Raw genomic sequence first — 26,117 nt, forward strand, 5'->3', positions numbered from 1 at the left:
GAGAGCGGGCCCGCGTGGGCCGCGGTCAAACCTCGGGCGCCGGGTCGCCGCCCGGCTCCGGCTCGGTCGGCATGCCCGGGATGGGAGCGCCATCGTCAGGCTCCACCGGCATGCCGCCAGGCTCGGGCGCACCCTCATCGGCGCCATGGTGGTGGGGGGTGCGGTGCGACGTGTTCATGGCGGCGTGCGGACGAGAATAGGCTTTCCATCTTCGCGCGCAGGCCGGGCCCGCCAGCCCAGCCGTTGCCGCGAGCGCCTGTCAGCGCAGGCCGACACGGCCCACGCGCCTTCCATGAGGACCAGACCATGCACATCAGCAAACGCAGCCTGCTCGCCACCGCCGCCATGGCCGGCATCGCCAGCGTCGCGCGCGCGCAGGACGCGCTGCGCATCGGCCTGATCGGCAGCTACACCGGCCCCTATGCCGACTACGGCCGCCAGTTCGATGCCGGTGTGGCGCTCTACCTGCGGGAGCAGGGCGGCCGCATCGCCGGCCGCGTCGTGGACATCCTGCGCCGCGACACCGGCGGCGCCGCGCCCGACGCGGCCCGGCGCCTGGCGCAAGAGCTGGTGGTGCGCGAGAAGGTGCAGCTGCTGACCGGGCTGGACTTCAGCCCCAACGCCTACGCCGTGGCGCCCATCGCCACGCAGGCGCGCATCCCCACGGTGGTGATGAACGCCTCGTCCTCGGGCATCACGGCGGCCTCGCCCTACATCGCGCGCGTGTCGTTCACGGTGCAGCAGGTGGCCGACCCCATGGCGCGCTGGATGCTCAGGAACGGCCAGCGGGAAGCCTTCCTCGTGGTGGCCGACTACGGGCCGGGGGCCGATGCGCTGGCCGCGTTCCGCACGGCCTTCGAGGCCGGCGGTGGCCGCATCGTCGGCGAGCTGCGCACGCCCATGGGCACCCTGGAATTCGCCGCCTACGTGCAGCGCATCAAGGACGCCGCCCCCAAGGCCGTGTTCTTCTTCTTTCCGTCGGGCGTGATGCCGCAGGCTTTTCTGAAAACCTGGCGCGAGCGCGGCATGGCGCAGGCCGGCATCGCGCTGTATGCCACCGGCGAGGCCACGGACGACAGCTACCTGGACGCCACGGGCGACCTGGCGCTGGGCCTGGTCACCAGCCACCACTATTCCTACGCGCATCCGTCGGCCAAGAACCGCCAGTTCGTGCAGGACTTCGAGGCCCGCTTCGGCAACCGCCTGCGGCCGAGCTATTTCGCCGTGGCGGCCTACGACGCCATGGCCGCCATCGACCTGGCGCTGCGCAAGACCGGCGGCGACACCAACGGCGATCGCGTCATGGACGCCGTGAAGGGCCTGGCCTTCGAGAGCCCGCGCGGCCCCATCGAGATCGACGCGGCCACGCGCGACATCGTGCAGACGGTGTACATCCGCAAGACCGAGAAGGTGGGCGGCCGCCCCGTCAACGTGGAGTTCGACCGCTTCGAGCGCGTGAAGGACCCGGCCCGGCCGAACCAGTAGCGCCTACCAGCGCACCTTCCCGCTGCCCGAATCCATGACCATGCGGGTGGCCAGGTACAGGCGCGGCGCCATGTTGGACACCAGCACGTACTCGTCGTCGTTCGAGTGCGCTCCGAAGCCGCGCAGGCCGAAACTTTCCAGCACGCCACCGCGCGGGCGCAGGCCCGCGAAGGCCGCGTCCGTGCCGCCGCCCGTGGCGCGCTCGCGGATGTCCAGCGGCACGCCCAGGCCGCCATACAGCGCCACCGCATGCTGCGCCAGCGCGCGCGAGGCGGCGTTGGAGACGAAGGCCGGGCGGCTGCGGTAGAAGCCCAGCTCGATCCTGGTGTCGGGGATCAGCTTCTCCTCGATCGACTTCTTGAGCGCGGCTTCCATGAGGTCCAGGTCCTCGTTGGTCAGCGAGCGCACGTCGGCAATGGCCGTGGCCTCGGCCGGGATCACGTTGCGCGAGCCGCCGGCGTTGGCCACCGTCCAGTTGATCTGCAGGCCCTTGGCCGGGTCGCCGAACTGGCGGCTCTTGAGCATCTGGTGCGACAGCTCGTACAGCGCGTTGCGGCCCAGCTGCGGCGCCGAGCCGGCGTGGCTGGCCTTGCCCGTGACCTTCATCTCCACGATGGCGATCGAGCTGGTGGCCAGGCGCACCATGTCGCCGCCACCGGCCGCCGCGCTGCCGCCGCCCTCGAACGACAGCACGGCGTCGTATTCGCTGCCCAGCTGCGTGATGAAGGGGCCGGAGCCGGGCGAGCCCACCTCCTCGTCGCCGTTGATCAGCACGCCGAGCTGCGCGTAGTCCTTGAAGCCGTTGCGCGCCAGCAGGTCCACCACGTGCAGGATCAGCGCCACGCCCTGCTTGTCGTCGGCGATGCCCAGGCCGTAGGCGCGGTCGCCGTCGATGCGGAAGGGCTGCTTGGCCGCCATGCCGCGCTGGTAGACGGTGTCCATGTGCGCGATCAGCAGCACCTTCTTGGCGCCGGTGCCGGCCTTGGTCGCATACACCATGCTGCCGAGCGGCGCGCCCTTGAGCTGCGGGTGGAAGTCGGGCGCGCGCGCGGGCTTGATCTCCACCTGCATGCCGGCCTTGCCCAGCCGTTCGGCCACCACGTCGCCCAGGCGCTTCAAGCCCTCCAGGTCGCGGCTGCCCGATTCGATGTTGACCAGCGACTCCAGTGTCTTGAGGTAGGGCTGCACCTCGGCCTGCGTCTGCGTGCGCAGGGCGGCGTCCACCGGCAGGGTGGCCGCGGCCGGCGAGGCGGCAGGTGTGGCAGCAGACGTGGACGCGGTCGGCGACATCGGCGCGCAGGCGCCCAGCAGCAGGGTGAGGCTCAGGGCGCTGGCCAGGGTGGTCAGGCGGCAGGTACGGGTGGTCGGCAAGTGCTTCTCCGGGGGTTAAATGCGTCGTGCAGTCTATGTGCCCAGCAACTCCCGGGCCAATCGATGCGCGCGCGCGGCCGGGTCGGCCAGCTCGTGCAGCACGTTCATGTGATGGCGCCCAGGCACCGTCTCGCAGACGGGCACCACGGCTTCACCCCAACGCTCGCGGATCAGCGCGTTCTGGCGCTGGAACTCGGCGCTCTCGTCGCCACCGACCAGCGCCAGCAGCGGCCCCTGCGGCGCAGGCAGCAGGACCGGGCTGAGCTGCCGCGCGGACGCCTCGGTGAGCCCCAGGTCCGGCGCCAGGAAGGGCGCGTGGCGCAGCGGCTCCAGCTCGTACAGCCCCGACAGCGCCAGCGCACCGCGCAGCGGCTGCGCCGGCATGCGGCGCTCGATGTCGCGCCAGCGGCAGGCCAGCAGCATGGCCGCCAGGTGGCCGCCCGCCGAATGCCCGGCCAGGGCAATGCGGCTGCGGTCCACGCCCAGCATGTCGGCCTCGCGCCAGATCCAGACGATGGCGCGCACCAGCTGCAGCACGATGTGTTCGATGGACACGGCCGGCGCCAGCGCGTAGTTCGGCAGGATCACCGACATGCCGGCCTGCACGAAGGGCTGGGCGATGAAGCTGTGGTCGCGCTTGTCCAGCGCACGCCAGAAGCCGCCGTGGATGTAGACCAGCAGCGGCGCGTTCGGCCGCGCGGCGGGGAACAGGTCCAGCAACTCGCCCTGGCCCGGGCCGTAGCGCAGGTCGAGCCGGCCTGCCAGCTGTGCGCGGGCGCCCTGCGAGGCCTCGGTCCAGTGACGCAGGATGGCCGGGTGTTCGGGAATGGCAGCGCGCGTGTGGTACTGGGCGTCGTACCAGGCGGGGGTGTGTTCGGCCATGCAGGTCTCCTTCATTTCTTGCGCGGGGGCAGGCCGGCCTCGCGCATCGCGGCGTCGACCATGGCGTCGGCCATCCACAGCGCGGTGCGCTCGACCTCGCGGTCGGACACGCCCCAGATGTCCTTGAGGATCACATACGGCTCGATGCCGTAGACGACCGACAGCGCCCGGTGCAGCCGGTCGTACACGGGCTTGGGCAGGTCGGGCGCGAGCGGCGCCAGCGCGTGCTCGAGGATGCCCACGCGGTGGCCGCGCCGATAGGGCTCTTCCTCCAGCAGCCCGGCGCGCGCCAGCGCCCACTGTTCCAGCGCGAGCTGCGCGGCGGCGCGCAGCTGCGGCTCGAACTCCTTGAAGCGCGGGAACGTGTTCTTGAACAGTTCGTGCAGCCGCTCGCGCGTGCCGGGCAGGTCGGACGCATGCGTGCGCACCGGGCCGAGCGAGGTGTCGATCACGGCCGTGATCAGCGCGCTGCGGCTCGGGAAATAGCGGTAGGCCGTGGCGCGCGAGACGGCGGCACGCTTGGCCGTCTCGGCCACGGAGGGGATGTGGCCGTCGGTCTGGATGATGGCCATGGCCGTCTCCAGCAGCAGCTTGAAGGTGGAGGCCTTGACGCCGCGCTCGGGTGCAGAAGGCGGAAGAGTGACTTGGTGTTTGGGACGCGCCATGCGGGTTTGTACGGGTCGTTGCGGGCTTGTTCGGTCTTGTGAGTGTCCACGCTTGCTGCTTATGATGCGCCACCTCCAAATTGAGACGCAAGTCTTATATTGGACAACAGATCTCACAGCCGCCTGTCCGGGCCGAGCATGTGGGACGCACGGAGACAACACATGCGACTGGCAAGCTGGCGCTGGGGTGGAACCGACCACGTGGGGCTGATCTCGCCCGACGGCCGCGAGGCCACGCCGCTCGCGTGCCGCGATGCCGCAGCCGGCGTACTGCCGCTGATCCTGTCACTCGCCGAAGGCGGCGCGCTGCCAGCGCCCAGCGGCACGCGACTGCCCGTCTCCGCCATCGCGCTGCGCGCGCCGCTGCCCCGGCCGCGCCGCAACCTGTTCTGCGTGGGCCGCAACTACCGCGCCCACGCAGCCGAGCTGGCCGGCACGGTGTTCCGCGACAGCCCGCCGCAAGAGGATGCGTGGCCCATCGTGTTCACCAAGGTGCCCGAGACCGTGATCGGCCCGTTCGACACCGTGCGCCTGCCGGGCCGCGCCATCACCGAGCAGATCGATTACGAGAGCGAGCTGGCCGTTGTCATCGGCCGCGCCGGCCGCGACATCTCCAAGGCCCGCGCCATGGACCATGTGTTCGGCTACACCGTGGTCAACGACGTCACCGCACGCGACGTGCAGACGCGCCACCAGCAGTGGGACCTGGGCAAGAGCTTCGACACGTTTTGCCCCATGGGCCCGTGGATCGTGACGGCCGATGAACTCGACGGGCGCGACACGCGCGTGCGCGGCTGGGCCAACGGCGAGTTGCGCCAGGACGGCAGCACCCAGGACATGATCTTCGACATCCCCACGCTGATCGAGACCTGCTCGCGCGGCATCACGCTGCTGCCCGGCGACGTGATCGCCACCGGCACGCCCTCGGGCGTGGGCATGGGCTTCAAGCCGCCACGCTGGCTCAAGGCGGGCGACGTGTTCAAGGTGGAGATCGATGGCATCGGGGCCATCGAGAACAGGTTCGCATGACCCTCCATCTGATCGACCGCGTGGTCGCCGAGGACGAAGGCGAGGGCGACGCCGTGCTGTGCATCCACGGCCTGGGCGGCAGCGCCAACAGCTTCGGGCCGCTGCTGCCGGCGCTGTCGCGGCACCGCGTGATGCGGCTGGACCTGCCGGGCAGCGGGCGCTCGCAGCGTGCCGAGGGTGCGCTGTCGATCGAGCGCTACGTGGACGCGGTGCAGGCCCTGTGCAGCCGCGCCGGTGTCACGCGCGCCCATGTGCTGGGCCATTCCATGGGCACCATCGTGGCCCAGCACCTCGCCGTGCAGGCGCCCAAGCTCGTGCGCAGTCTGGCGCTGTTCGGCCCGCTGATCGCGCCGCCCGAGCCGGCCCGCGCCGCCATGCGCGCCCGCGCCGTGAAGGCGCGCGAGGGCGTGGCCGGCCTGCACGAGATCGTCGTCGCGCTGCTGCAGGCAGCCCTGTCGTCCGAGACGCGCCAGCGCCACCCGCTGGCCGTGGCCTTCGTGCGCGAGAGCCTGATGCGCCAGGAACCCGAGGCCTATGCGCGCAGCTGCGAAGCGCTGGCCGGGGCGCAGCCCGCGGCCGTGGAGCGCATTGCCTGCCCCACGCTGCTGGTGACCGGCGACGAAGACGGCGTGGCGCCGCCGCAAGCCGTGCGCCTCATGGCCGAGAAGATCGTCGGCGCGCGCGTGCTGGTGCTGCCGCGCTGCGGGCACTGGACGCCGGTGGAGAAGCCCGAGGAATGCCAGCGCGCGCTGGGCGAATTCCTGTCGTCCCAAAGGAACTGACATGGCCGATGTCCACTTCACCAATGTGCGCATCTTCGACGGCGGCGGCGAGCAGCCGTTCATGGGCGAGATGCTGGTCTCGGGCAACCGCATCCAGCGCGTCGTGAAGACGGCCTTCGGCCAGCGCAGCCAGCCGGTTGCAGGCGCCACGGTGATCGATGGCGGCGGTGCGTTTTTGATGCCCGGCATGGTGGAGGCGCACACGCACTTCAGCTGGAACGACCAGCCCAGCCTGGACGCGATCCAGCGCATGCCGCCGGAGGAACACATCCTGTGGTGCGCGGAAGTGGCCAAGCGCTACCTGGACATGGGGTGGACGAGCTGCGTGGGCGCCGCAGCGGCCAAGCCACGGCTCGATGTCGTCATCCGCAACGCGATCGCCGACGGCACCATCGTGGGCCCGCGATACCTGGCCGCCAGCCAGGAGATCACGGTGCCCGGCGGCCTGGGCGACACCACGCAACCGCACCTGCCGCAGCCGGAATTCGCGTTCGGCGCCGTCGTCAGCGGCCCCGAGGAGATGCGCCGCTGCGTGCGCATGTTCGCCAAGTACGGCGTGGACACGCTGAAGATCAACCTGAGTGGCGAGTCCATCACCGGCATGCCGTCGGAGATGAGCCAGTTCACCACCGAGGAGGTGCGCGTCTGCGTGGAGGAAGCCAAGGCCTGGGGCAAGCGCGTGGCCGCCCATGCGCGCAGCACGCCGTCCATCAAGCGCTGCGTGCAGCTGGGCATCGAGGTGATCTACCACGCCAGCTTCTGCGACGAGGAGGCGCTGGACCTGCTGGAGGCGCACAAGTTCGAGCACTTCGTCGCGCCCGGCCTGGCCTGGCTGATCCGCACCGTGCACAACGCCAGCGAGTGGGGCCTGACGCCCGAGGTCACGAAGAAGATGGGCTACCACCGCGAGCTGGAAGCCGCCATCGCCAGCATGCAGGCGCTGCGCCGGCGCGGCGTGCGCATCCTGCCCGGCGGCGACTACGGCTTCGCCTGGACGCCGCACGGCACCAATGCGCGCGACCTGGAGTACTTCGTCAAGCACGTGGGCATGAGCACCATGGAGGCGCTGCTGTCCGCCACGGCCTGGGGCGGGCCGATGATGAAGATGGGCAAGGAGATCGGCTACCTGCGCGAGGGCTGCCTGGCCGACATCCTGCTGATCGACGGCGACCCGCTGGCCGACATCACCATCCTGCAGGACAAGGCCCGCATCCTGGCCGTGATGAAGGACGGCGCGTTCCACCGCGCGCCGCCGCTGCGGGCCATGGCGGGCCAGCGCGACATGCGCACCATCAACCGCTGGGCAGCGTGAGGAAATCGCCATGGCCGAAGTCCTGTTCACCAACGTGCGCATCATCGAGGGCAACCTCACGCCGCCCTACCAGGGCAGCGTGCGGGTCAGCGGCAACCGCATCCGCGAAGTGGGCCGCAGCCTGGCCCCGGTGGGCGGATTCAACAGCGGCGTGACCGTGATCGACGGCGCGGGCGCCACGCTGATGCCCGGCATGTGCGAGGCGCACACGCACTTCAGCTGGAACGATGCGGCCACGCTGGCCGCGATCCAGGCCATGCCACTGGAAGAACACGTGCTGTGGTGCGCCAAGGTGGCGGGGCGCTACCTGCAGGCCGGCTTCACCTCGTGCGTGGGTGCGGCCTGCGCCAAGCCGCGGCTGGACGTGGTCACGCGCAACGCGATCAACAGCGGCCAGATTCCCGGCCCGCGCTACCTGGCCGCCAGCCAGGAGATCACGGTGCTCGGCGGCCTGGGCGACGAGACGTTGCCGCACCTGCCCTTCCCCGAGTTCAGCTTTGGCGTGAACGTGAACGGCGCCGACGACATGCGCGGCCATGTGCGCCGCTTCCTGAAGTACGGCGTGGACTCGATCAAACTGAACCTGTCGGGCGACAACTTCACGCCCCAGTCGCCGGCCGGCACCACCTGGATGACGGACGCCGAAGTAGCCGCGGCCATGCAGGAAGTGAAGATGCGCGGCAAGCGCGGCGTGGCCCATGCCCGCTCCGCCGACAGTGTGAAGCAGGCGCTGCGCCACGGCATCGAGGTGATCTACCACGCGAGCTACACCGACACCGAAACGCTGGACGCGCTGGAGGCCGCCAGGGACACCGTGTTCGTCGCGCCCGGCATCGCCATCCTCTACGCCATGCTGCACGAGGCCGAGCCCTGGGGCATCACCCAGGCCATGGCCACGCAGATGGGCTACCAGGACGAGTGGGACAACGCCATCGAATCGCTGAAAGCCATGCACAGGCGCGGCGTGCGCGTGCTGCCGGGCGGAGACTACGGCTTCGCGTTCACGCCGCACACGCAGAACGCGCGCGACCTGGAGTTCTTCGTCAAGTACCTGGGCATGACGCCGCTGGAGGCGATCCGCTCCACGGCCGAGTTCGGCGGCCAGATCATGAAGATGCCCGGCGAGCTGGGCCTGGTGCGCACCGGCTGCCTGGCCGATCTGCTGCTGGTGGACGGCGACCCGCTGGCCAACCTGGCCATCCTGCGTGACCCTCGGCGCATCCTGGCCGTGATGAAGGATGGCACGTTCGCCAAGGCGCCACCTGTCGCGAGCGAACGCCGCTGGGAGCGCGCCGCATGAGTCGCAACCGGCGCATCGCGCTGTGGCTGGTGGTCGGCGGGCCGATCCTGGTGTTCAGCATCTGGGCCGTGGCCGACAACACGCGGCTGTACTTCGTCACGCTGCTCAACAGCCTCACGCTGGCCTCGCTGTACTTCATCGTGGCCAGCGGCTTCACACTGGTGTTCGGGCTGATGCGCAACGTGAACCTGGCGCACGGCTCGCTGTACCTGCTGGGCGGCTACGTGGGCTATGTGGTGGCCGACAAGACGGGCTGGTGGCTGCTGGCGCTGGCGGCGGGCTTCGCGGCGGCGGCCATTGCGGGGCTGTTGATCCAGGTGCTGGTCCTGCGCCGCATGCAGGGGCAGGACCTGCGGCAGACGCTGGTAACCATCGGGCTGTCCATCGTGATTGCCGACGTGCTGCTGTGGATCTTCACGGGCCAGGTGCACCAGATGGAAGCGCCCGAATGGCTGCAGGGGCCCATCCGCGGCATCCCGCTGATCAACGCGTACGGCGCGTTCCGGCTGAGCCTCTTGGGCTTCGGCATCGTGATCGGCCTGGGCCTGTGGTGGCTGCTGAACAGGACGCGCGTGGGCACCATGATCCGCGCGGGCGTGGACGACCGCGGCATGCTGGCCGCGGCCGGCGTCAACGTGAACCTGGTGTTCGCCGTGACCTTCATGCTGGGGGCCGGGCTGGCCGGCCTGGGCGGCGTGATCGGCGCAGTGGAGCTGTCCATGGTGCCGGGCGAAGACATCCGGCTGCTGCTGGCCTCGCTGATCGTGGTGATCGTGGGGGGCATGGGCAGCGTGGTGGGGGCTGCGATCGGTGCGGTGATTCTGGGGCTGGCGGAGACGTATGGGCTGGCCTATGCGCCGACCTACAGCGTGGTGTTCACCTTCGTGATCCTGATCCTGGTGCTGGCGTTTCGGCCGCGCGGGATCATGGGGCGGCCCGCATGAGCGCCTCGCAATGGCGCCGTGCCATGAACCGGCAGCCGGCCGACGCGCCGGTGCGCCCGCGTGTGTCGAGCCCGCTCGCGCAGGTCGGGCCCAGCGAGGCGGTCGCGCCGCGCTGGACCTCCGCCTGGCGCGCCATCCGCATCCGCCACGCCATCGCGCTCATCGCCCTGGTGCTGCTGCCCTTCGTCGCCACGCCCTTCTTCACTTTCCAGGTGGCGTCGCAAGCCCTGGTGCTGGGCCTGATCGCGCTGTCGCTGACCTTCCTGGGCGGCTACGGCGGCATGGTGTCACTGGCGCAGATGACGGTGGCCGGCATCGCGGGCTACGGCGTGGCCGTGCTGGGCACGAGCAGCGCCGCGGAGATCAGCCTGGGCTGGGCGTGGTGGGTGGCGATCCCGTTCGCGGTGCTGATCGCGGTGGCCTGCGCCACGCTGATCGGCTGGCTGTCGGTGCGCACCGAGGGCATCTACACCATCATGATCACACTGGCCGTGGGCGTGGCGTTCTACTACCTGGTGCTGCAGAACTACAGCGTGTTCAACGGCTTCCAGGGCCTGCGCGAATTGAAGCCGCCGACCGTGTTCGGCCTGCAGTGGCGTGACCCGCTGCCGTTCTACTTTCTCTCGCTGTTCTGCGCGCTGGGCGGCTACTGGCTCGTCCAATGGGTGGTGCGCGCGCCCTTCGGCATCGCGCTGCAGGGCATCCGCGACAACCCGCGCCGCATGGCCGCGCTGGGCTACGCCGTGGTGGCGCACCGCGTGGCGGCCTATGCGTTCGCCGGTGCGCTGGCGGCGGTGGGCGGCATTTTGCTGGCCTGGTACAACGGGCTGATGACGCCGGGCTCGGTGGGCACCAGCTGGCTCATCAACATCCTGGTCATCGCCGTGCTCGGGGGCATGCGCCACCCCATCGGGGCGTTCATCGGCGCCGTGCTGTTCGTACTGCTGCAGACCTTCGCCATCGACCTGGTCGACCGCGAACGCTTCAACCTCGTCATTGGTGGCGTGTTCCTCGCCATCGTGCTGTGTTCCCCCGACGGCCTGCTCGGACTGTGGGCGCGCGCGCGTGCGCGCTTCGCACCCAGGCAGACCACAACCCCAAGGAGACAAGCGTGAACATGAAGCAGACTTTGCTCGCGGCTGCGGCCGCCCTCGTCGCGGCCGGTGCCTGGGCCCAGGGCCAGCCCGTGAAGATCGGCCTGTTGGCCACGCTGGAAGGCCCGTTCGCGGCCGGTGGCGCCGACGGCATGCGCGGTGCAGAACTGGCCGTGAAGGAGCGCGGCGGCATGGTCGCCGGGCGCAAGATCGAACTGGTCAAGGCCAGCTCGGACGCCAAGCCCGACGTGGCCGTGAACGCCACGCGCAAGCTGGTGGAGCAGGACAAGGTCGACATCATGGTCGGCCCGCTGTCGGGCGGCGAGGGCATCGCCGTGAAGGACTATTCCAAGACCCAGCCGCAGGTGACCTTCATCAACGGCGCCTCGGGTGCGCAGGGCACCACGCTGGACAGCCCCAGCCCCAATTTCTACCGCTTCAACACCGAGGGCGCGCAGTGGATGGTGGGCCTGGGCCAGGCTGCGCTGGACAAGGGCTACAAGCGCGTGATGGTGATCGCCGAGGACTACGCCTTCCCCTACTCGCAGGTGCAGGGCTTCATGGCCGAGTTCTGCGCCAAGGGCGGCAAGGTGCCGGTGAAGGCCTGGGTGCCACTGGGCGGCAAGGACTACAGCTCGGTCATCGCGCGCATCCCCAAGGACGTGGACGCACTGCTGGTGGTGCTGGGCGGCGCGGATGCGGTGAACTTCCTCACGCAGTACGAGAACGCGGGCGGCGACAAGCCCATGCTGGGCGGCTCGATCACGGTGAGCCAGGACGTGCTGAACTACCGCGGCAAGCGGCGCGACTCGCTGGTGGGCACGCTGTCGGCCGGCCCCGTGGCCGACAGCTACGACGGCGCCGGCTGGAAGGCCTTCGTGGCGGACTATCAGAAGACCTACCCGGTCTCCAGCGGCGCGTTCCCCAGCCCCAGCCTGTTCGCCTACGTGTACTACACCAACATGAAGGCCGCGCTCGACGGGCTCGATGCGGTGAAGGGCGACCTGTCGGGCAACCAGGCCAAGTACCGCGAGGCGCTGCAGAAGATGGTGCTGAAGACGCCCACCGGCGACGTGCGGCTGGACGCCAACCGCCAGGCCATCGGCACCACTTTCGTGACCGAGGTGGTGAAGGACGCGCAGGGCAACCTCACGACCAAGGTGAGCAAGAAGGTCGACAACATCGACCAGCTGCTCGGCATGAAGAAGGAAGACTTCAAGACGGGCACGCGCGACGTTCCTGCCTGCCCCTGAGGTCTTGAGAGATGGCCACCGTCACCCCCCTGCGACCCGGCCATGCACGTGCGGCGGCCCCGCGCGCGCTGGCCTCGGGCGACGCGCTGGTGCTCGAAGGCGTGACGCGCGCCTTCGGGGCGCTGCGCGCCGTCGACACGGTGTCGTTCGCGGTGGCGGCGGGCCAGAAGTACGCGGTGCTGGGCAGCAACGGCGCGGGCAAGACCACGCTGTTCAACGCGATCACGGGCGACTTCCCGCCGACTGCGGGGCGCATCCGCTTCTTCGGCGAGGACATCACCGAACTGCCGCCGCACGAGCGCATCCGCAAGGGGTTGCGGCGCACCTACCAGTCCTCGCTGCTGTTCCGCGACCTGTCGGTGCGCGACAACCTGTTTCTGGCCGTGCGCGGCGTGGCCAATGGGCGCTTCAGCCTGCGGCGGGCCGGTGCCACGCATGCGTCCACGCTGGCCACGCAGGACCTGCTGGAGCGCGCGCGCCTGTCGCACATCGCCGATGAGCTGGTGGCCAACCTGGCGCATGGCCAGCAGCGCCAGCTGGAGATCGGCATGGCACTGGCCGGCGCGCCGCGGCTGATCCTGTTCGACGAACCGGCCGCCGGGCTGTCGCCGGCCGAGCGGCGCGAGCTGGTGGCGCTGTTGAATTCGCTGCCGGCGCACATGAGCTTCGTGCTGATCGAGCACGATTTGGACATCGCGCTGCGCGTGACGGAGTACGTGACGGTGATGCACAACGGGCGTGTGCTCAAGAGCGGCACGCCGGCCGAGATCGAGGGCGATGGCGAGGTGCAGGCGATCTACATGGGAGGGCGGCACTGATGCGCGCGCACAGCTCACCCTCATGTGGGCGGGCGGCCCGGTATTGCCCCCTCTCCCTCTGGGAGAGGGCTGGGGTGAGGGCGCGCGGCGGCAGCACAAGCCGCGCCTCTTCGAGGCCCCCTGCCCCTCACCCCAACCCTCTCCCCAAAGGGGCGAGGGAGATGAGAGCCCGCCCATGACTGCACCGCTGCTCGCCATCGAAGGCCTGGACGTCTACTACGGCCGCGCCCACGCGCTGCAGGGCGTCAGCCTGTCGCTGGACCGCGGCGTGCTCGGCATCGTGGGCCGCAACGGCATGGGCAAGACCACGCTGTGCAATGCCATCACCGGCCTGGTGCCCGCGCACTGCACGGCCACCGGCAGCGTGCGGCTGATGGGCGACGAGATCCTGGGCCTGCCGCCCGACCGCATCACGCGGCGCGGCATCGCCTACGTGCCGCAGGGCCGGCGCGTGTGGCCCTCGCTGACGGTCGACGAAACCCTGCGGCTGGTCGCTGCCAAGCGCAACGACGTGGACCGCGTCTACGCCATGTTCCCGCGCCTGGCCGAGCGCAAGGGCAATGGCGGCGCGCAGCTGTCGGGTGGCGAGCAGCAGATGCTGGCCATCGGCCGCGCGCTGCTGCTCAAGCCCCGGCTGCTGGTGATGGACGAGCCCACCGAGGGGCTGGCCCCCGTGATCGTGGAGCATGTGGCGAACGCGCTGCGCGCACTGGCGGCCGAGGGCGAGATCGGCATCCTGCTCATCGAGCAGAACCTGGGCGTGGCCATCGAGGTGTCGGACCGCATCGGCGTGATGGTCAACGGCCGCATCGCGCAGCTGATGCCGGCCGCCGAGCTGGGCGCGGACCGCGCGCTGCAGGAGCGGCTGCTGGGCGTGCGCTCGGCCGCCGACGAGCCGGACGAGACCGCCGAGGCGCCCACCACCGGCGGCCCCACCACCATCTTCACCGTCGCGCGCGCCCATGGCGATGGCGCGCCCTCGCTCGACGCGCTGCTGCCCCGCACCGTGCGCGGCTTCAACCGCTGGAACGCGGGCGACACCGCCGCGCCCGTGGCCGACATCCCGCGCACGGCCGAGGCGCCGGTCAACCCGCGGCCCGCGCCCGCCGTCGTCGTCGAGTTCCCCGTCGCCGCCACGAGTGGCCGCGCCGCCTACGTGGCGGGCACCTTCGACACCAAGGGCCGCGAGCTGGCCTACCTGCGCCAGTGCCTGGAGAAGCTGGGCCTGCGCGTGGTGACGGTGGACCTGTCCACCAGCGGCAAGCCCTCGCCCGCCAGCGTGCACCCGCGCGAGGTGGCGCGGCACCACCCGGGTGGTGAATCGGCCGTGTTCAGCGGCGACCGCGGCACGGCCGTCACCGCGATGGCACAAGCCTTCGAGCGCTACGTGCTCACGCGGCGCGACCTGGGCGGCCTGATCTCGGCCGGCGGCTCGGGCGGCACGGCGCTGGCCACGCCGGCCATGCGCGCGCTGCCGATCGGCGTGCCCAAGATGATGGTCAGCACCGTCGCCAGCGGCGACGTGCGGCCCTACGTGGGGCCGAGCGACATCTGCATGATGTATTCGGTGACCGACGTGCAGGGCATCAACCGCATCAGCGAGAAGGTGCTGGCCAATGCCGCGCATGCGCTGGCCGGCATGGTCACGCACCCCTTGCCCGAGAGCGCCGTGCGCAAGCCGGCCCTGGGCCTGACCATGTTCGGCGTGACCACGCCCTGCGTGCAGGCCGTCACCAAACAGCTGGGCGACGACTACGACTGCCTGGTGTTCCACGCCACGGGCACGGGCGGCCAGAGCATGGAGAAGCTGGCCGACTCGGGCCTCCTGGCCGGCGCCATCGACGTCTCCACCACCGAGATCGCCGACCAGATCGTGGGCGGCATCATGTCGGCAGGCCCCACGCGGCTGGACGTGTTCGCGCGCCACGCCGTGCCCTGGGTCGGCTCGGTGGGCGCGCTGGACATGGTGAACTTCGGCGCACGCGACACGGTGCCCGAGCGCTTTCGGCAGCGGCGCTTCTACCAGCACAACGCCAGCGTGACGCTGATGCGCACCACGCCCGACGAATGCCGTGCCATCGGCGAGTTCCTGGCCGCCAAATGCAACGCGATGCGCGGGCCGGTGCGGCTCTTGATCCCCGAGGGCGGCGTCTCGGCCATCGACAAGCCTGGCCAGCCCTTCCACGACCCCGAAGCCGACCGCGCGCTGTTCGACGCCATCGCGCAGAACCTCCGCACGGGCACGCACAAGAAGCTGGTGCGCCTGCCGCACCACATCAACGACGAAGCCTTTGCCGACGCGCTGGTTGCAGCCTGGCGCGAGGTCTCGGCCCATCCCCAGGAGCGCGCCCATGCCACGCATCGCTAGAGAAGAACTGCTGCAGCGCTTTCGCGCCAAGATCGCCGCGGGCCGGCCGCTGATCGGCGGCGGCGCCGGCACCGGCCTGTCGGCCAAGTGCGAGGAAGCCGGCGGCATCGACCTGATCGTGATCTACAACTCGGGCCGCTACCGCATGGCCGGCCGCGGCTCGCTGGCCGGGCTGCTGGCCTACGGCAACGCCAACGAGATCGTGTGCGAGATGGCGCGCGAGGTGCTGCCGGTGGTCAAGCACACGCCGGTGCTGGCCGGCGTGAACGGCACGGACCCGTTCATGATCCCCGAGCAGTTCCTGCGCCGCCTGATCGACCTGGGCTTCTCGGGCGTGCAGAACTTCCCCACCGTGGGCCTGATCGACGGCACCTTCCGCGCGAACCTGGAAGAGACCGGCATGGGCTACGGGCTCGAAGTGGAGCTGGTGCGCCGCGCGCGCGCGATGGACCTGCTGACCACGCCCTATGTCTTCCAGGCGTCCGAAGCGCGCGCCATGGCCGAGGCCGGCGCCGACATCGTGGTCTGCCACATGGGCCTCACCACGGGCGGCAGCATCGGCGCGGAGACCGCCCTGCAACTGGCCGACTGCGTGGCGCCGATCCGCGAATGGGCCGCCGCCGCCAAGGCCGCGAACCCCGACGTGCTGGTGCTGTGCCACGGCGGGCCCATCGCCACGCCCGAGGACGCGCGCTGGATCCTGGGCCAGTGCCCCGAACTGCACGGCTTCTACGGCGCCAGCTCCATGGAGCGGCTGCCCACCGAAATCGCCTTGACCGAAACCACACGACGCTTCACGGAGATCGCACTATGACCGGCGCGCAATTTGGCAGCTTTCTGTTGGGCCTGATCGTGGTGGCGATCGTCGTCGCCATCGCGGTGGCGCTGTTGCACTGGCTGTACCTGCGCAGCAGCAAGGAGCGCGCCTTCGTGCGCACCGGCCTGGGCGGGCAGAAGGTGGTGCTGGACGGCGGCGCCTTCGTGCTGCCCATCGTGCACGACGTGATCCCGGTGAACATGAACACGCTGCGGCTGGAGGTGAGCCGCGGCCGCGACAAGGCCCTCATCACCAAGGACCGCATGCGCGTGGACGTGATCGCCGAGTTCTACGTGCGCGTGGCGGCCGAGCCCGATGCCGTGGCCGCCGCCGCGCAGACGCTGGGCCTGCGCACGCTGGAGCCCGAGCAGCTCAAGGAACTGGTGGAAGGCAAGTTCGTCGACGCGCTGCGCACGGCCGCCGCCGAGATGACCATGGAGGAGCTGCACGAGAAGCGCGGTGCCTACGTGAAGCGCGTGCGCGAGGCCGTGGCCGGCGACCTGACCATGAACGGGCTGGAACTGGAGGCCGCCTCGCTGACGCAGCTGGACCAGACCGGCATGGAGTTCTTCAACCCCAGCAATGCCTTCGACGCCGAGGGCCTGACCCGGCTGACCGAGCAGATCGAGCACCGCAAGAAGCAGCGCAACGACGTGGAGCAGGACACGTTGATCGCCATCCGCAACAAGAACCTGGAGGCCGAGAAGCTGAGCCTGGACATCGACCGCGAGGCCGAGCAGGCTCGCCTGTCGCAGCAGCGCGAGGTGGAGATCTCGCGCGCACGCCAGCGCGCCGAGCTGAGCACCGAACGCGCCCAGCGCGACCAGGACACCGAGGGCGCGCAGATCACAGCCAAGCAGGCGATCGACCTGGCGCGCATCCGCAGCGAGCAGAGCCTGGAGCAGGAGCGCATCCGCAAGGAGAGCAGCATCCAGGCGGCCGAGATCGAGCGCCGCCAATCGCTGGAGCTGGCCGAGCAGCAGCGCGCGATTGCCGTGGCGCGCGAGAGCGAGGCGCTGTCGAACGCGCAGGCCGGCGCCGAGGCCGCGCGCGCGCTGGCGGTGGCAGCAGAGGAGAAGGTGTTCACCGCGCGCGAGGTCGAGATGGCCGAGCGCAAGAAGGCCATCGAGCTGATCGGCGCCTCGCAGGCGGCCGAGCGTGAGGCGCTGCAGCTGACCGTGGCCGCGCATGCCGAGATGACGGCCAGCGCCGACCGCGGCACTGCCATCCGCGCGCAGGCCGAGGCCGATGCCGATGCCGACCGCATCCGCGCGCTGGCCGTGCGCGTGCGCGCCGAGATCGAGGCTGAGGCCCAGCGCTGGATGAACGAGGCGCAGAACGTGCTGTCGCCCGAGGCCCGCACCTCCGCGCTGCGCATGCGGCTGGTGGAAAAGGCCGAGGGCATCATCCGCGAATCGGTGCGGCCCATGGAGCGCATCGAGGGGATCAAGATCCTGCATGTGGACGGGCTGGGCGGCGGTGGGGGCGGCGGCGGCGACGGCAGCAGCGGCGGCGGGTTTGCCGATGGGGTGGTGAACTCGGCGCTGCGTTTCCGTGCGCAGGCGCCGCTGGTGGACCAGTTGCTGCGCGAGATCGGGCTGGAGGGCGGCGACATCCAGCGCCTGGCCGGTAACGCATCGGGCGCGACGGCAGCCCTGCCACCGGCCCAACAGAAGTCCGAGGCTTCATGATCCGCCTCTACGTCTCCAGCGTGATCGAGGCCAGCGCCGACAACGTGTGGGCGCGCGTGCGCGACTTCAACGGCCTGCCGCAGTGGCACCCGGGCATCGCGGACAGCCGCATCGAGAACGGCGAGCCCGCCGACCGCATCGGCTGCATCCGCCACTTCCACACGCGCGACGGCGGCACCATCCGCGAACGATTGCTGGCTCTGTCCGACTACGACTTCAGCTGCACCTACGAGATCCTGGAAAGCGCCATGGGCGTGGCCAACTACGTGGCCACCTTGAAGCTGACGCCGGTAACCGACGGCAACCGCTGCTTCGCCGAGTGGAGCGCCGAGTTCGACTGCGACGAGAGCCGCGAGCGCGAGCTGACGCGCACGATTGCCGACGGCGTTTTTCAAACCGGCTTCAACGCCTTGAAGCAGCACTGGCGATGAGCCCCCACGCTCGTCACTGCGTGTACTCGCTGCCCCCCAAGGGGGCGCAGGCCCTCCTTGGGGCGGCCCGGCGGAGGGCCTGATGCTGCAGAAAGTCGTCCGCTCCACCGTCATCGACGCGCCGATCGCCCGCGTCTGGGCCGTGCTGCGCGACTTCAACAGCCACGACCAATGGCACGACGTGGTGGACCAGAGCCGCATCGAGGGCGGCGAGCGCAGCGACCAGGTCGGCTGCGTGCGCAGCTTCGCATTGAAAGACGGGAACCGCATCCGCGAGCAGCTGCTGACGCTGGACGACCGGCTCTACAAAAGCACCTACTGCATCGTCGAGGCCACGGTGCCGCTGCAGCGCTACGTGGCCACCGTCACGCTCAAGCCCGTCACCGACGGCGACCGCACCTTCTGGCATTGGGAATCGACCTTCGCCACGCCCCCCGGCATGGAGCGGGAGCTGCGCGACATGGTGGCCAATGGCGTCTACGAAGCCGGCTTCGCCAACCTGCGCCGGCACCTGGAACGCGGCGCCGACCTGCGCGGCCCCGGCAGCGCGCCCATGCCCACCGCGCTGGCGCTGCCCACGCGGCGCGTGGTGCTGCAGGGCTATGGCGATGCCGCGCAGCTGCGGACCGAGGACGCCGAGGCGCCGCCGCCCGCGCCTGGCGAGGTGCGCATCCGCCAGCGCGCCATCGGCCTGAACTTCATCGACGTGTACCAGCGCCGCGGCCAGCTGCCGGCCATGCTGGCGCCGGGTGGCACGCCCGGCATGGAGGCGGCCGGCAGCGTGCTGGACTGCGGCGCGGGCGTGCACGGCTTCCTGCCCGACGAGCGCGTGGCCTACCTGGGACCGCAGCCGGGCGCCTATGCCGGCGTGCGCAACGTGCCCGCGCCCTGGTTGGTGCGCCTGCCGCCGGCCGTGGACGACGAGGTGGCCGCCGCGCTTCTGCTCAAGGGCCTGACCGCCGAATTCCTGCTGCACGATCTGGCGCCCGTGCGGCCCGGCGCGCGCTGGCTGGTGCATGCGGGCGCGGGCGCGCTCGGCAGCCTGCTGTGCCGCTGGGCCAGCCGCCTGGGCGCGCAGGTCATCGCCACCGTGTCGACCGAGGCCAAGGCCCGCATCGCGCGCGCGCACGGCGCGGCGCAGGTCATCGTGACGCCGGACTACCGCTTCGCCGACGCGGTGCAGGCGCTGGGCGGCGCCGACGTGATCGTCGACGGCCTGGGCCGCGCCGCGCAGGCCGAGAACCTGGCCGCGCTGGCGCCCTGTGGCCACTGGATCAGCTTGGGCCAGGCCAGCGGCCCGCTGGCGCCGGTGGAGCCCGATGCGCTGGTGGCGAAGTCCGCCACCTTCTCGCGCCCGGTGGTGTTCGCCTACGTGGCCGATCCGGCAACGCTGGCCCGCCGCGCCGCACGCCTGTGGGCCGCGCTGGCCGATGGCAGCGTGCAGCCGCCTACCATCGAGCGCTTCACCCTCGCCGCCGCCGCCCAGGCCCACCTGCGCCTGGAGTCGCGCGAACGCAGCGGGGCCCTCGTCCTGATCCCCTGAAGGAGCCCATCCCCATGATCCTCGGCATGAACCACTTCACCGTGATCGCACAGGACCCGCAGGCGACCATGGAGTACTACACCGGACTGATCGGCCTGACGCCCGGCTTCCGCCCCGACCTGGGGTTCCCCGGCGCCTGGCTGTACGGCGAGGACAAGCGGCACGCCATCCTGCACGTCTACTTCGACCGCCCGGTGCCGGCCCAGCGCGCGGGCGTGATCGACCACATGGCCTTCACCGCCAAAGGCCTGCGCGAGGTCAAGGCCCGCTTCGACGCCGCCGGCTGGAAGTACGACTTGCGGCGCCAGGCCGGCGCGCTGTGGCAGATGTTCAGCCACGACCCGAACGGGGCGCGCGTGGAGCTGGATTTTGACAAGGCGGAAGAGCCGTAGCGCAGCGACGGCTGCCAGCAAGTCCGGGGACGGCATCGGGCCCCGTTCCATCACGACGAGCGCACAAACCTCCCGACGCCACCCGATTCCCTTGCGACCGCACGGGATTGATCCAGCCGAAGCAGCCCGTCGTACCTGGACGACGTGCTGCGAAGCGCGCCGCCGGCGTGGGCGGGGCGTGTTTCGCGCACGTGAAACCCGAGCGCCGGCCTGCCATTGCGCGGGGCCGTGCTGTCCCAACCCGACTGGAGAGACGAGATGATGCTTCGCTGGGTCAAGCACCTGGCCGCCGTGTCGACGCTGGCCTTCGTTGCCGCCTGTGGCGGTGGTGGCGACGACGATCCGGACACCGTCGTGCAGCTCGCGCAGGGCGACGCACGGTTTTCCATCCTGGTCGAGGCCGTGACCGCGGCCGACCTGGCCGGCACGCTGTCAGGTCCCGGCCCGTTCACGGTCTTCGCGCCCACCAACGACGCGTTCGCGGCGCTGCTGGCCGAGCTGGGGGTGACCAAGGAGCAGCTGCTGGCCAACAAGACGCTGCTGACCGCGGTACTCCAGTACCACGTGGTGTCCGGCGAGGTCGAGAAGGACGACGTGCCACTGGGCCGGCCCATCACCCCGCTGGCTGGCGGCATCTTCAAGATCGACCGGGTCGGCAGCGATCTGGTGGTGACCGATGGACGCAACCGCACGGCGCGGCTGGTGGCCACGGACCTGGAAGCGGACAACGGCGTGGTGCATGCCATCGACAAGGTGCTGCTGCCGGCCGACAAGACCATCGTGCAGACCGCGGCGGCCACGCCGTCGCTGAGCATCCTGGTCGAGGCCGTGACGGCCGCCAACCTGGCGGGCACGCTCTCCGGCCCTGGCCCGTTCACCGTGTTCGCGCCGACCGATGCGGCCTTCGCCGCGCTGCTGGCCGAGCTGGGCGTGACCAAGGCGCAGCTGCTGGCCGACACCGCGCTGCTCACCAAGGTGCTGACCTACCACGTGGTGCCAGGCAACGTGCTCAAGGCCGCGGTGCCGGTGGGCCAGCCCATCGCCACGGTGCAGGGCGGCACGTTCACCGTGGGCAGCAACCTGGCGATCACCGATCAGCGCGGCCGCATGGCCAACATCACCGCCACCGATGTGCTGACCAGCAACGGCGTGGTGCACCTGATCGACAAGGTCATCCTGCCCGCGCCGTGATGGCGGCCGCGCAGCCCGCTCCGCGCGGCTTCAAGGGCAACAAGCAGGCCCTGCCGAGCAAGGACTGCGCGGCGTGCGGCCGGCCCATGGTCTGGCGCCGCGCCTGGGCGCGCACATGGGAACAGGTCAAGTACTGCTCCGACGCCTGCCGGCGCGCAAAGGGCCGCGACGGCCCCGGCTGATGCGTGGTGGCGGCCCGCGGGCGCGGGCCGTAGCCCGTCACGCCACGTCGAAGCGGTCGAGCTCCATGACCTTCACCCACGCCGCCACGAAGTCCTGCACGAACTTGTCCTGCGCGTCGGCGCTGGCGTAGACCTCGGCCACCGCGCGCAGCTGCGCGTTGGAGCCGAACACGAGGTCGGCGCGCGTGGCCGTCCACTTGGCTGCGCCGCTCTTGCGGTCGCGCCCTTCGTACACCGCGTCATCGCCTGCCGCCGGCTTCCACTGCGTGCCCATGTCCAGCAGGTGCACGAAGAAGTCGTTGGTGAGCTGGCCTGGCCTGTCGGTGAACACGCCATGCTTCGCATCGCCCACGTTCGCGCCCAGCACGCGCAGGCCGCCCACCAGCACGGCCAGCTCGGGCGCGGTCAGCGTGAGCAGCTGCGCCTTGTCGACCAGGAAGACCTCGGCCGGCACGCTGTAGCGGGCCTTCACGTAGTTGCGGAAACCGTCGGCCACGGGCTCCAGCGGCTCGAAGCTGGCGACGTCGGTCTGCTCTTGCGTGGCGTCCATGCGGCCGGGGGTGAACGGCACCTCGACTTCATGGCCGGCGGCGCGCGCGGCCTGTTCCACACCGGCGCTGCCGGCCAGCACGATCAGGTCGGCCAGCGAGATCTTCTTGCCGCCGGCCTGGAAGTCGCCGCGGATGGCTTCGAGCTTGCCCAGCACCTCGGCCAGCTGCGCGGGCTGGTTCACGGCCCAGTCCTTCTGCGGCGCCAGGCGGATGCGCGCGCCATTGGCGCCGCCGCGCATGTCCGAGCCGCGGTAGGTGGAGGCGGATGCCCAGGCGGTGGACACGAGCTGCGCCACCGTGAGGCCCGAGGCCAGCACCTTGGACTTCAGGCCCGCCACGTCCTGCGCATCGACCAGCGGGTGGTCCACCTCGGGGATCGGGTCCTGCCACACCAGCACCTCGGCCGGCACTTCGGGGCCCAGGTAGCGCGCGCGCGGGCCCATGTCGCGGTGGGTGAGCTTGAACCAGGCGCGTGCGAAGGCGTCGGCGAACTGGTCGGGGTTGGCCAGGAAGCGGCGCGAGATCGCCTCGTAGGCCGGGTCGAAGCGCAGCGACAAATCGGTCGTGAGCATGGTGGGCCGCTGCTTCTTCGCCGGGTCGAAGGCGTGCGGGATGATGTCGCCGGCCCCCTTGGCCACCCACTGGTGGGCGCCGGCCGGGCTCTTGGTCAGCTCCCACTCGAAGCCGAACAGGTTCTCGAAGTAGTTGTTGCCCCACTGGGTGGGCGTGGTGGTCCAGGTGACTTCCAGGCCGCTGGTGATGGCGTCGGAGCCCACGCCGCTGCCGTGGCTGTTGTGCCAGCCGAAGCCCTGGGCTTCGATGCCGGCGCCCTCGGGCTCGTCGGCCACGTGCGATGCAGGCGCCGCGCCGTGCGTCTTGCCGAAGGTGTGGCCGCCGGCGATCAGCGCCACGGTTTCCTCGTCGTCCATGGCCATGCGGGCGAAGGTGTCGCGGATGTCGCGTGCCGCGGCGATGGGGTCGGGCTTGCCGTCCGGGCCCTCGGGGTTCACGTAGATCAGGCCCATCTGCACGGCGGCCAGCGGGTTCTCCAGGTCGCGGGTGTGCGGCACCTGGCTGTCGTCGTCCTTCACGAGCACACCGCGGTCCTTCTCGACGCCGGGCGAGCCCTGGCTGTAGCGCACGTCGCCGCCCAGCCATTTGTCTTCACGGCCCCAGTACACGTCCTGGTCGGGCTCCCACACGTCGGGCCGGCCACCGGCGAAGCCGAAGGTCTTGAACCCCATGGTCTCCAGCGCCACGTTGCCGGTCAGGATCATGAGGTCGGCCCAGGAGATCTTGCGGCCGTACTTCTGCTTGATGGGCCACAGCAGGCGGCGCGCCTTGTCCAGGCTCACGTTGTCGGGCCAGCTGTTCAGCGGGGCAAAGCGCTGCTGGCCGCGGCCACCACCACCGCGCCCGTCCTGGATGCGGTAGGTGCCGGCGCTGTGCCAGGCCATGCGGATGAAGAGCGGGCCGTAGTGGCCGAAGTCGGCCGGCCACCAGGGCTGCGAATCGGTCATCAGCGCAGCCAGGTCGGCCTTCACGGCGGCCAGGTCCAGCGTCTTGAACTCGGCGGCGTAGTCGAAGCCCGCGCCCATGGGGTCGGACTTGGACGAGTGCTGGTGCAGCAGGTCCACGCGCAGCTGTTGTGGCCACCAGTCGCGGTTGGTGCGGCCGGCACTGCTGGCCTGGCTGAAGGGGCACTTGGCGGAAGTGGTATCGCTCATGGGCTTTTCTCCTGGGGGATGTTGTGGGGAACAGAGCCGCGCATTCTGTGGCCGATGCAGCGCCGGCGCGAATTGAGGTTTTCGATGCCGCCGATAGGCAAACCGGTGCGCGCGCCGCAGGTGCCCGTCAGGCCAGGTGCGTCTTGAAGAACGCCACCGTGCGCGCCCAGACCTGCTGTGCGGCGGCGGCGTCGTAGCGCGGCGTGGTGTCGTTGTTGAAGCCGTGCTGCGTGCCCGGGTAATGGTGCACTTCGACCCTGGCGCCCGCGGCTTTGAGCGCAGCCTCGTAGGCCGGCCAGGCGGCGTTGATGCGCTCGTCGACGGCCGCCAGATGCACCTGCAGTGGCGCCTTGACCCTGGCCGCTTCCTCCGGCGGCGGGCTGTTGCCGTAGAAGGGCACGGCGGCCTGCAGGTCGGGCAGCCGCGTGGCCAGCCAATGCGCCATGCCGCCGCCGTAGCAAAAGCCCACCACGCCGAGCTTGCCGTTGCCGTCGGCCCGGGCGCGCAGCCAGGCGGTGGCGGCCAGGAAGTCTTCGCGCGTCTTGCCCTGGTCGAGCTTGGCGAATTCGGCGCGGGCCTTGTCCTCGTCGCCCGGGTAGCCGCCCAGCGGCGTCAGGGCATCGGGCGCAAAGGCCATGAAGCCGTCCAGCGCCACCCGGCGCGCGATGTCCTCGATGTGCGGGTTCAGGCCGCGGTTCTCGTGCACCACCAGCACGGCAGGCAGCCGGCCCGTGCCGGCCGAGGCGGGGCGCACGAGGTAGCCGTTGATGCTGCCGTTGCCGGCCGGCGACGGCACGGCGACGCGCTCGGCCTTCAGGCGCTTGTCGTCGGGCGGCACCTGCTGGGCGGCGGCGAAGTTGGGGCTCAGCGCGGCCAGCAGGCCGGCGGCCGTCATGCCGGCCTTGGCGAAGCGCTGGGCCTGGCCGAGGAAGCCGCGGCGGTCCAGGTCGCCATGCACGTAGGCGTCGAAGAGGATCAGCAGTTCCTGGTCGAAGTCGTGGGCGGTCAGGCGAGGGGGCATGGCGGCTCCTGAAAAAAGAACGCAGGTTAGCCGCTCCGCCAATGCCCTGCTTGCCACGGCGCCAACGAACCGTCGAGGTACTTTGTATCAATTTGCATCACAAACTATGTGACGGATGTCACTAAATTGCTGCAGTTACGTATCGAATGTTTAGTTTGTTACTTACCATCGCGTTCCCATTTGTTAGTTTGGAGCGCTTGATGAACATCTCTTTTCGCACGCTTTGGCGTGCGCTTTGCCTCGTTGCCTGCCTGGCCGCCCTGCCCGCGGCCTGGGCTGGCCAGATCAAATACCCCTCGCTGGTCGTCTTCGGCGACAGCCTGTCGGACACAGGCAATGACTTCAAGCTGACCACCGACCTGGGCCTGCCGACGGCGCTGCCGCCGTCCACGAGCCCGCACGCCACCTACTGGCAGGGCCGCTTCACGAACGGGCCGGTCGCGGTCGAGTACCTGTGGCGCCTGATGTCGGGCAAGCACAACGCGGCCGTCGTGCCTTCGCTGGCCGATCGCGCGGTGCGCACCCAGGCCGCCGTCAGCTTCGCCTATGGCGGCTCGAGCTCGGGCACGGGCCAGGGCGTGCCGCTCGGCTTTCCCGTGGAGAACCTGCAAAGCCAGGTCGAGCAGTTCAAGAGCGCGTTGCCCGGCGGCAAGGCGTCCAAGCAGGCGCTGTACGTGGTGTGGAGCGGTGCCAACGACTACCTGCAGGGTTTGAGCGTCGACCCGGATGCGGTCACGAACAACGTGCTGAAGGCCATCACCGACCTGTACGACGTGGGCGCGCGCGACTTCCTGGTGCCCAACCTGGCGAACCTGGGCGGCACGCCCTTCGTGCTGGGCCAAGGCGGGCCGGCCGCCGGCGCGGCAGCCACGCAGCTGACCAAGGGACACAACGCCCTGCTCAAGGCCAAGCTTGCCGCCTTGCGCAGCCAGCGCCGCGACATCCGCATCGTCGAGGTCGACGTGTTCAAGCTGGGCGAGACGGTGGTCGCCACCGGCCTGGTCTGGGCCAGCGTGCCGGCGGTGGACTACCTGGAGCCTGTGGCCGAAGGCCAGATCCCGACCTCGATGTGCCTTTTCGTGCCCCCGACATCGACCACCCACCTGTGCCCGGACGTGCGCCAGAGCGGCATCATGCCGCCCTTCATGTTCTGGGACGCGATGCACCCGACGACGCAGGTGCACGGCGTGCTGGGCACGGCCATGTTCGGCGCGCTGCTGCTGCAGCGCTGAGCCGCAAGGGGGCCGGTGGCGCTGCAGCAGCAGCGC

At 70.4% G+C, this 26,117-nt stretch carries 24 protein-coding genes and 1 pseudogene; 19 read left to right on the top strand and 6 right to left on the bottom strand.

Translation table 11 applies throughout. The features are described 5' to 3' along the window. Positions 1-25: 25 nt before the first annotated feature. On the bottom strand, positions 26-178 hold the full coding sequence (locus tag ASF43_RS30585; RefSeq protein ID WP_156373241.1) for a hypothetical protein: 153 nt from the start codon (positions 176-178) through the stop codon (positions 26-28). 128 nt (positions 179-306) lie between these two features. On the opposite strand from ASF43_RS30585, the gene ASF43_RS09295 reads away from it, so the two are divergent. Then, entirely contained in the window at positions 307-1,485 is a 1,179-nt protein-coding gene (locus ASF43_RS09295) for an ABC transporter substrate-binding protein (protein ID WP_082497739.1), read from the top strand. Between the two features lie 3 nt (positions 1,486-1,488). On the opposite strand, the gene ASF43_RS09300 is transcribed toward ASF43_RS09295, so the two are convergent. The 3 genes from ASF43_RS09300 to ASF43_RS09310 form a co-directional block, all read right to left on the bottom strand. Continuing rightward, on the bottom strand, positions 1,489-2,775 hold the full coding sequence (locus tag ASF43_RS09300; RefSeq protein WP_082497751.1) for a glutamate carboxypeptidase: 1,287 nt from the start codon (positions 2,773-2,775) through the stop codon (positions 1,489-1,491). A gap of 114 nt (positions 2,776-2,889) precedes the next feature. Next, positions 2,890-3,738 carry an alpha/beta hydrolase gene (locus ASF43_RS09305; RefSeq protein WP_056179701.1) on the bottom strand — a complete coding sequence of 283 codons (849 nt, stop codon included), beginning with the start codon at positions 3,736-3,738 and terminating at the stop codon, positions 2,890-2,892. A gap of 11 nt (positions 3,739-3,749) precedes the next feature. After that, entirely contained in the window at positions 3,750-4,403 is a 654-nt protein-coding gene (locus ASF43_RS09310; RefSeq protein ID WP_056179439.1) for a TetR/AcrR family transcriptional regulator, read from the bottom strand. A gap of 162 nt (positions 4,404-4,565) precedes the next feature. Between ASF43_RS09310 and ASF43_RS09315 the strand changes: the two genes are divergently transcribed. The 17 genes and pseudogenes from ASF43_RS09315 to ASF43_RS09390 all read left to right on the top strand — a co-directional run bounded on the left by ASF43_RS09315 (position 4,566) and on the right by ASF43_RS09390 (position 21,550). Further along, on the top strand, positions 4,566-5,432 hold the full coding sequence (locus tag ASF43_RS09315) for a fumarylacetoacetate hydrolase family protein (protein ID WP_056179442.1): 867 nt from the start codon (positions 4,566-4,568) through the stop codon (positions 5,430-5,432). Beyond that, positions 5,429-6,214 (top strand): alpha/beta fold hydrolase, encoded by a 786-nt coding sequence (locus tag ASF43_RS09320; protein WP_056179445.1) that lies wholly within the window; start codon positions 5,429-5,431, stop codon positions 6,212-6,214. Before ASF43_RS09315 ends, ASF43_RS09320 begins: the two co-directional genes overlap by 4 nt. A gap of 1 nt (position 6,215) precedes the next feature. Next, entirely contained in the window at positions 6,216-7,526 is a 1,311-nt protein-coding gene (locus ASF43_RS09325) for an amidohydrolase family protein (RefSeq protein ID WP_082497740.1), read from the top strand. 10 nt (positions 7,527-7,536) lie between these two features. Further along, positions 7,537-8,826, top strand: a complete 1,290-nt coding sequence (locus tag ASF43_RS09330) for an amidohydrolase family protein (protein ID WP_056179447.1) — start codon at positions 7,537-7,539, stop codon at positions 8,824-8,826. Then, on the top strand, positions 8,823-9,770 hold the full coding sequence (locus ASF43_RS09335) for a branched-chain amino acid ABC transporter permease (RefSeq protein ID WP_056179450.1): 948 nt from the start codon (positions 8,823-8,825) through the stop codon (positions 9,768-9,770). Before ASF43_RS09330 ends, ASF43_RS09335 begins: the two co-directional genes overlap by 4 nt. After that, positions 9,767-10,885, top strand: a complete 1,119-nt coding sequence (locus tag ASF43_RS09340) for a branched-chain amino acid ABC transporter permease (RefSeq protein ID WP_200932482.1) — start codon at positions 9,767-9,769, stop codon at positions 10,883-10,885. The genes ASF43_RS09335 and ASF43_RS09340 overlap by 4 nt, the downstream gene beginning before the upstream one ends. A 2-nt stretch (positions 10,886-10,887) precedes the next feature. Next, entirely contained in the window at positions 10,888-12,117 is a 1,230-nt protein-coding gene (locus ASF43_RS09345; protein WP_056179453.1) for an ABC transporter substrate-binding protein, read from the top strand. Between the two features lie 11 nt (positions 12,118-12,128). Further along, positions 12,129-12,935, top strand: coding sequence for an ABC transporter ATP-binding protein (locus ASF43_RS09350; RefSeq protein WP_056179456.1), 807 nt, complete (start codon positions 12,129-12,131; stop codon positions 12,933-12,935). Between the two features lie 175 nt (positions 12,936-13,110). Then, a pseudogene (locus tag ASF43_RS32025) lies at positions 13,111-13,581 on the top strand (ABC transporter ATP-binding protein); the annotation flags it as partial. Positions 13,582-14,091: 510 nt separating this feature from the next. Next, positions 14,092-15,303, top strand: coding sequence for a Tm-1-like ATP-binding domain-containing protein (locus ASF43_RS09355; RefSeq protein ID WP_235578201.1), 1,212 nt, complete (start codon positions 14,092-14,094; stop codon positions 15,301-15,303). Continuing rightward, positions 15,287-16,117, top strand: a complete 831-nt coding sequence (locus ASF43_RS09360) for a phosphoenolpyruvate hydrolase family protein (protein ID WP_056179463.1) — start codon at positions 15,287-15,289, stop codon at positions 16,115-16,117. Before ASF43_RS09355 ends, ASF43_RS09360 begins: the two co-directional genes overlap by 17 nt. Further along, positions 16,114-17,811 (top strand): flotillin family protein, encoded by a 1,698-nt coding sequence (locus tag ASF43_RS09365; protein WP_056179466.1) that lies wholly within the window; start codon positions 16,114-16,116, stop codon positions 17,809-17,811. The genes ASF43_RS09360 and ASF43_RS09365 overlap by 4 nt, the downstream gene beginning before the upstream one ends. Next, positions 17,808-18,242, top strand: a complete 435-nt coding sequence (locus ASF43_RS09370; RefSeq protein WP_056179469.1) for an SRPBCC family protein — start codon at positions 17,808-17,810, stop codon at positions 18,240-18,242. The genes ASF43_RS09365 and ASF43_RS09370 overlap by 4 nt, the downstream gene beginning before the upstream one ends. Positions 18,243-18,324: 82 nt before the next feature. Continuing rightward, positions 18,325-19,785: an SRPBCC family protein gene (locus ASF43_RS09375; RefSeq protein WP_056179472.1), complete on the top strand. Its 1,461-nt coding sequence runs from the start codon at positions 18,325-18,327 to the stop codon at positions 19,783-19,785. A gap of 14 nt (positions 19,786-19,799) precedes the next feature. After that, the gene (locus ASF43_RS09380) at positions 19,800-20,177 is read left to right on the top strand and encodes a VOC family protein (RefSeq protein WP_056179473.1); all 378 of its coding nucleotides are present in this window, start codon (positions 19,800-19,802) and stop codon (positions 20,175-20,177) included. A gap of 261 nt (positions 20,178-20,438) precedes the next feature. Beyond that, entirely contained in the window at positions 20,439-21,368 is a 930-nt protein-coding gene (locus tag ASF43_RS09385) for a fasciclin domain-containing protein (protein WP_056179706.1), read from the top strand. Then, positions 21,368-21,550: a DUF2256 domain-containing protein gene (locus ASF43_RS09390; protein WP_056179476.1), complete on the top strand. Its 183-nt coding sequence runs from the start codon at positions 21,368-21,370 to the stop codon at positions 21,548-21,550. Before ASF43_RS09385 ends, ASF43_RS09390 begins: the two co-directional genes overlap by 1 nt. A 37-nt stretch (positions 21,551-21,587) precedes the next feature. Here ASF43_RS09390 and katG read toward each other — a convergent pair whose 3' ends face one another. Further along, the gene (katG, locus tag ASF43_RS09395) at positions 21,588-23,828 is read right to left on the bottom strand and encodes a catalase/peroxidase HPI (RefSeq protein WP_056179479.1); all 2,241 of its coding nucleotides are present in this window, start codon (positions 23,826-23,828) and stop codon (positions 21,588-21,590) included. A gap of 127 nt (positions 23,829-23,955) precedes the next feature. Then, positions 23,956-24,849, bottom strand: coding sequence for a dienelactone hydrolase family protein (locus tag ASF43_RS09400; protein WP_056179482.1), 894 nt, complete (start codon positions 24,847-24,849; stop codon positions 23,956-23,958). Between the two features lie 200 nt (positions 24,850-25,049). Between ASF43_RS09400 and ASF43_RS09405 the strand changes: the two genes are divergently transcribed. Next, positions 25,050-26,081: an SGNH/GDSL hydrolase family protein gene (locus ASF43_RS09405; protein ID WP_056179485.1), complete on the top strand. Its 1,032-nt coding sequence runs from the start codon at positions 25,050-25,052 to the stop codon at positions 26,079-26,081. Positions 26,082-26,117: the final 36 nt, after the last annotated feature.

The organism is Pseudorhodoferax sp. Leaf267 (assembly GCF_001422405.1).
Taxonomy (GTDB): domain Bacteria; phylum Pseudomonadota; class Gammaproteobacteria; order Burkholderiales; family Burkholderiaceae_C; genus Pseudorhodoferax.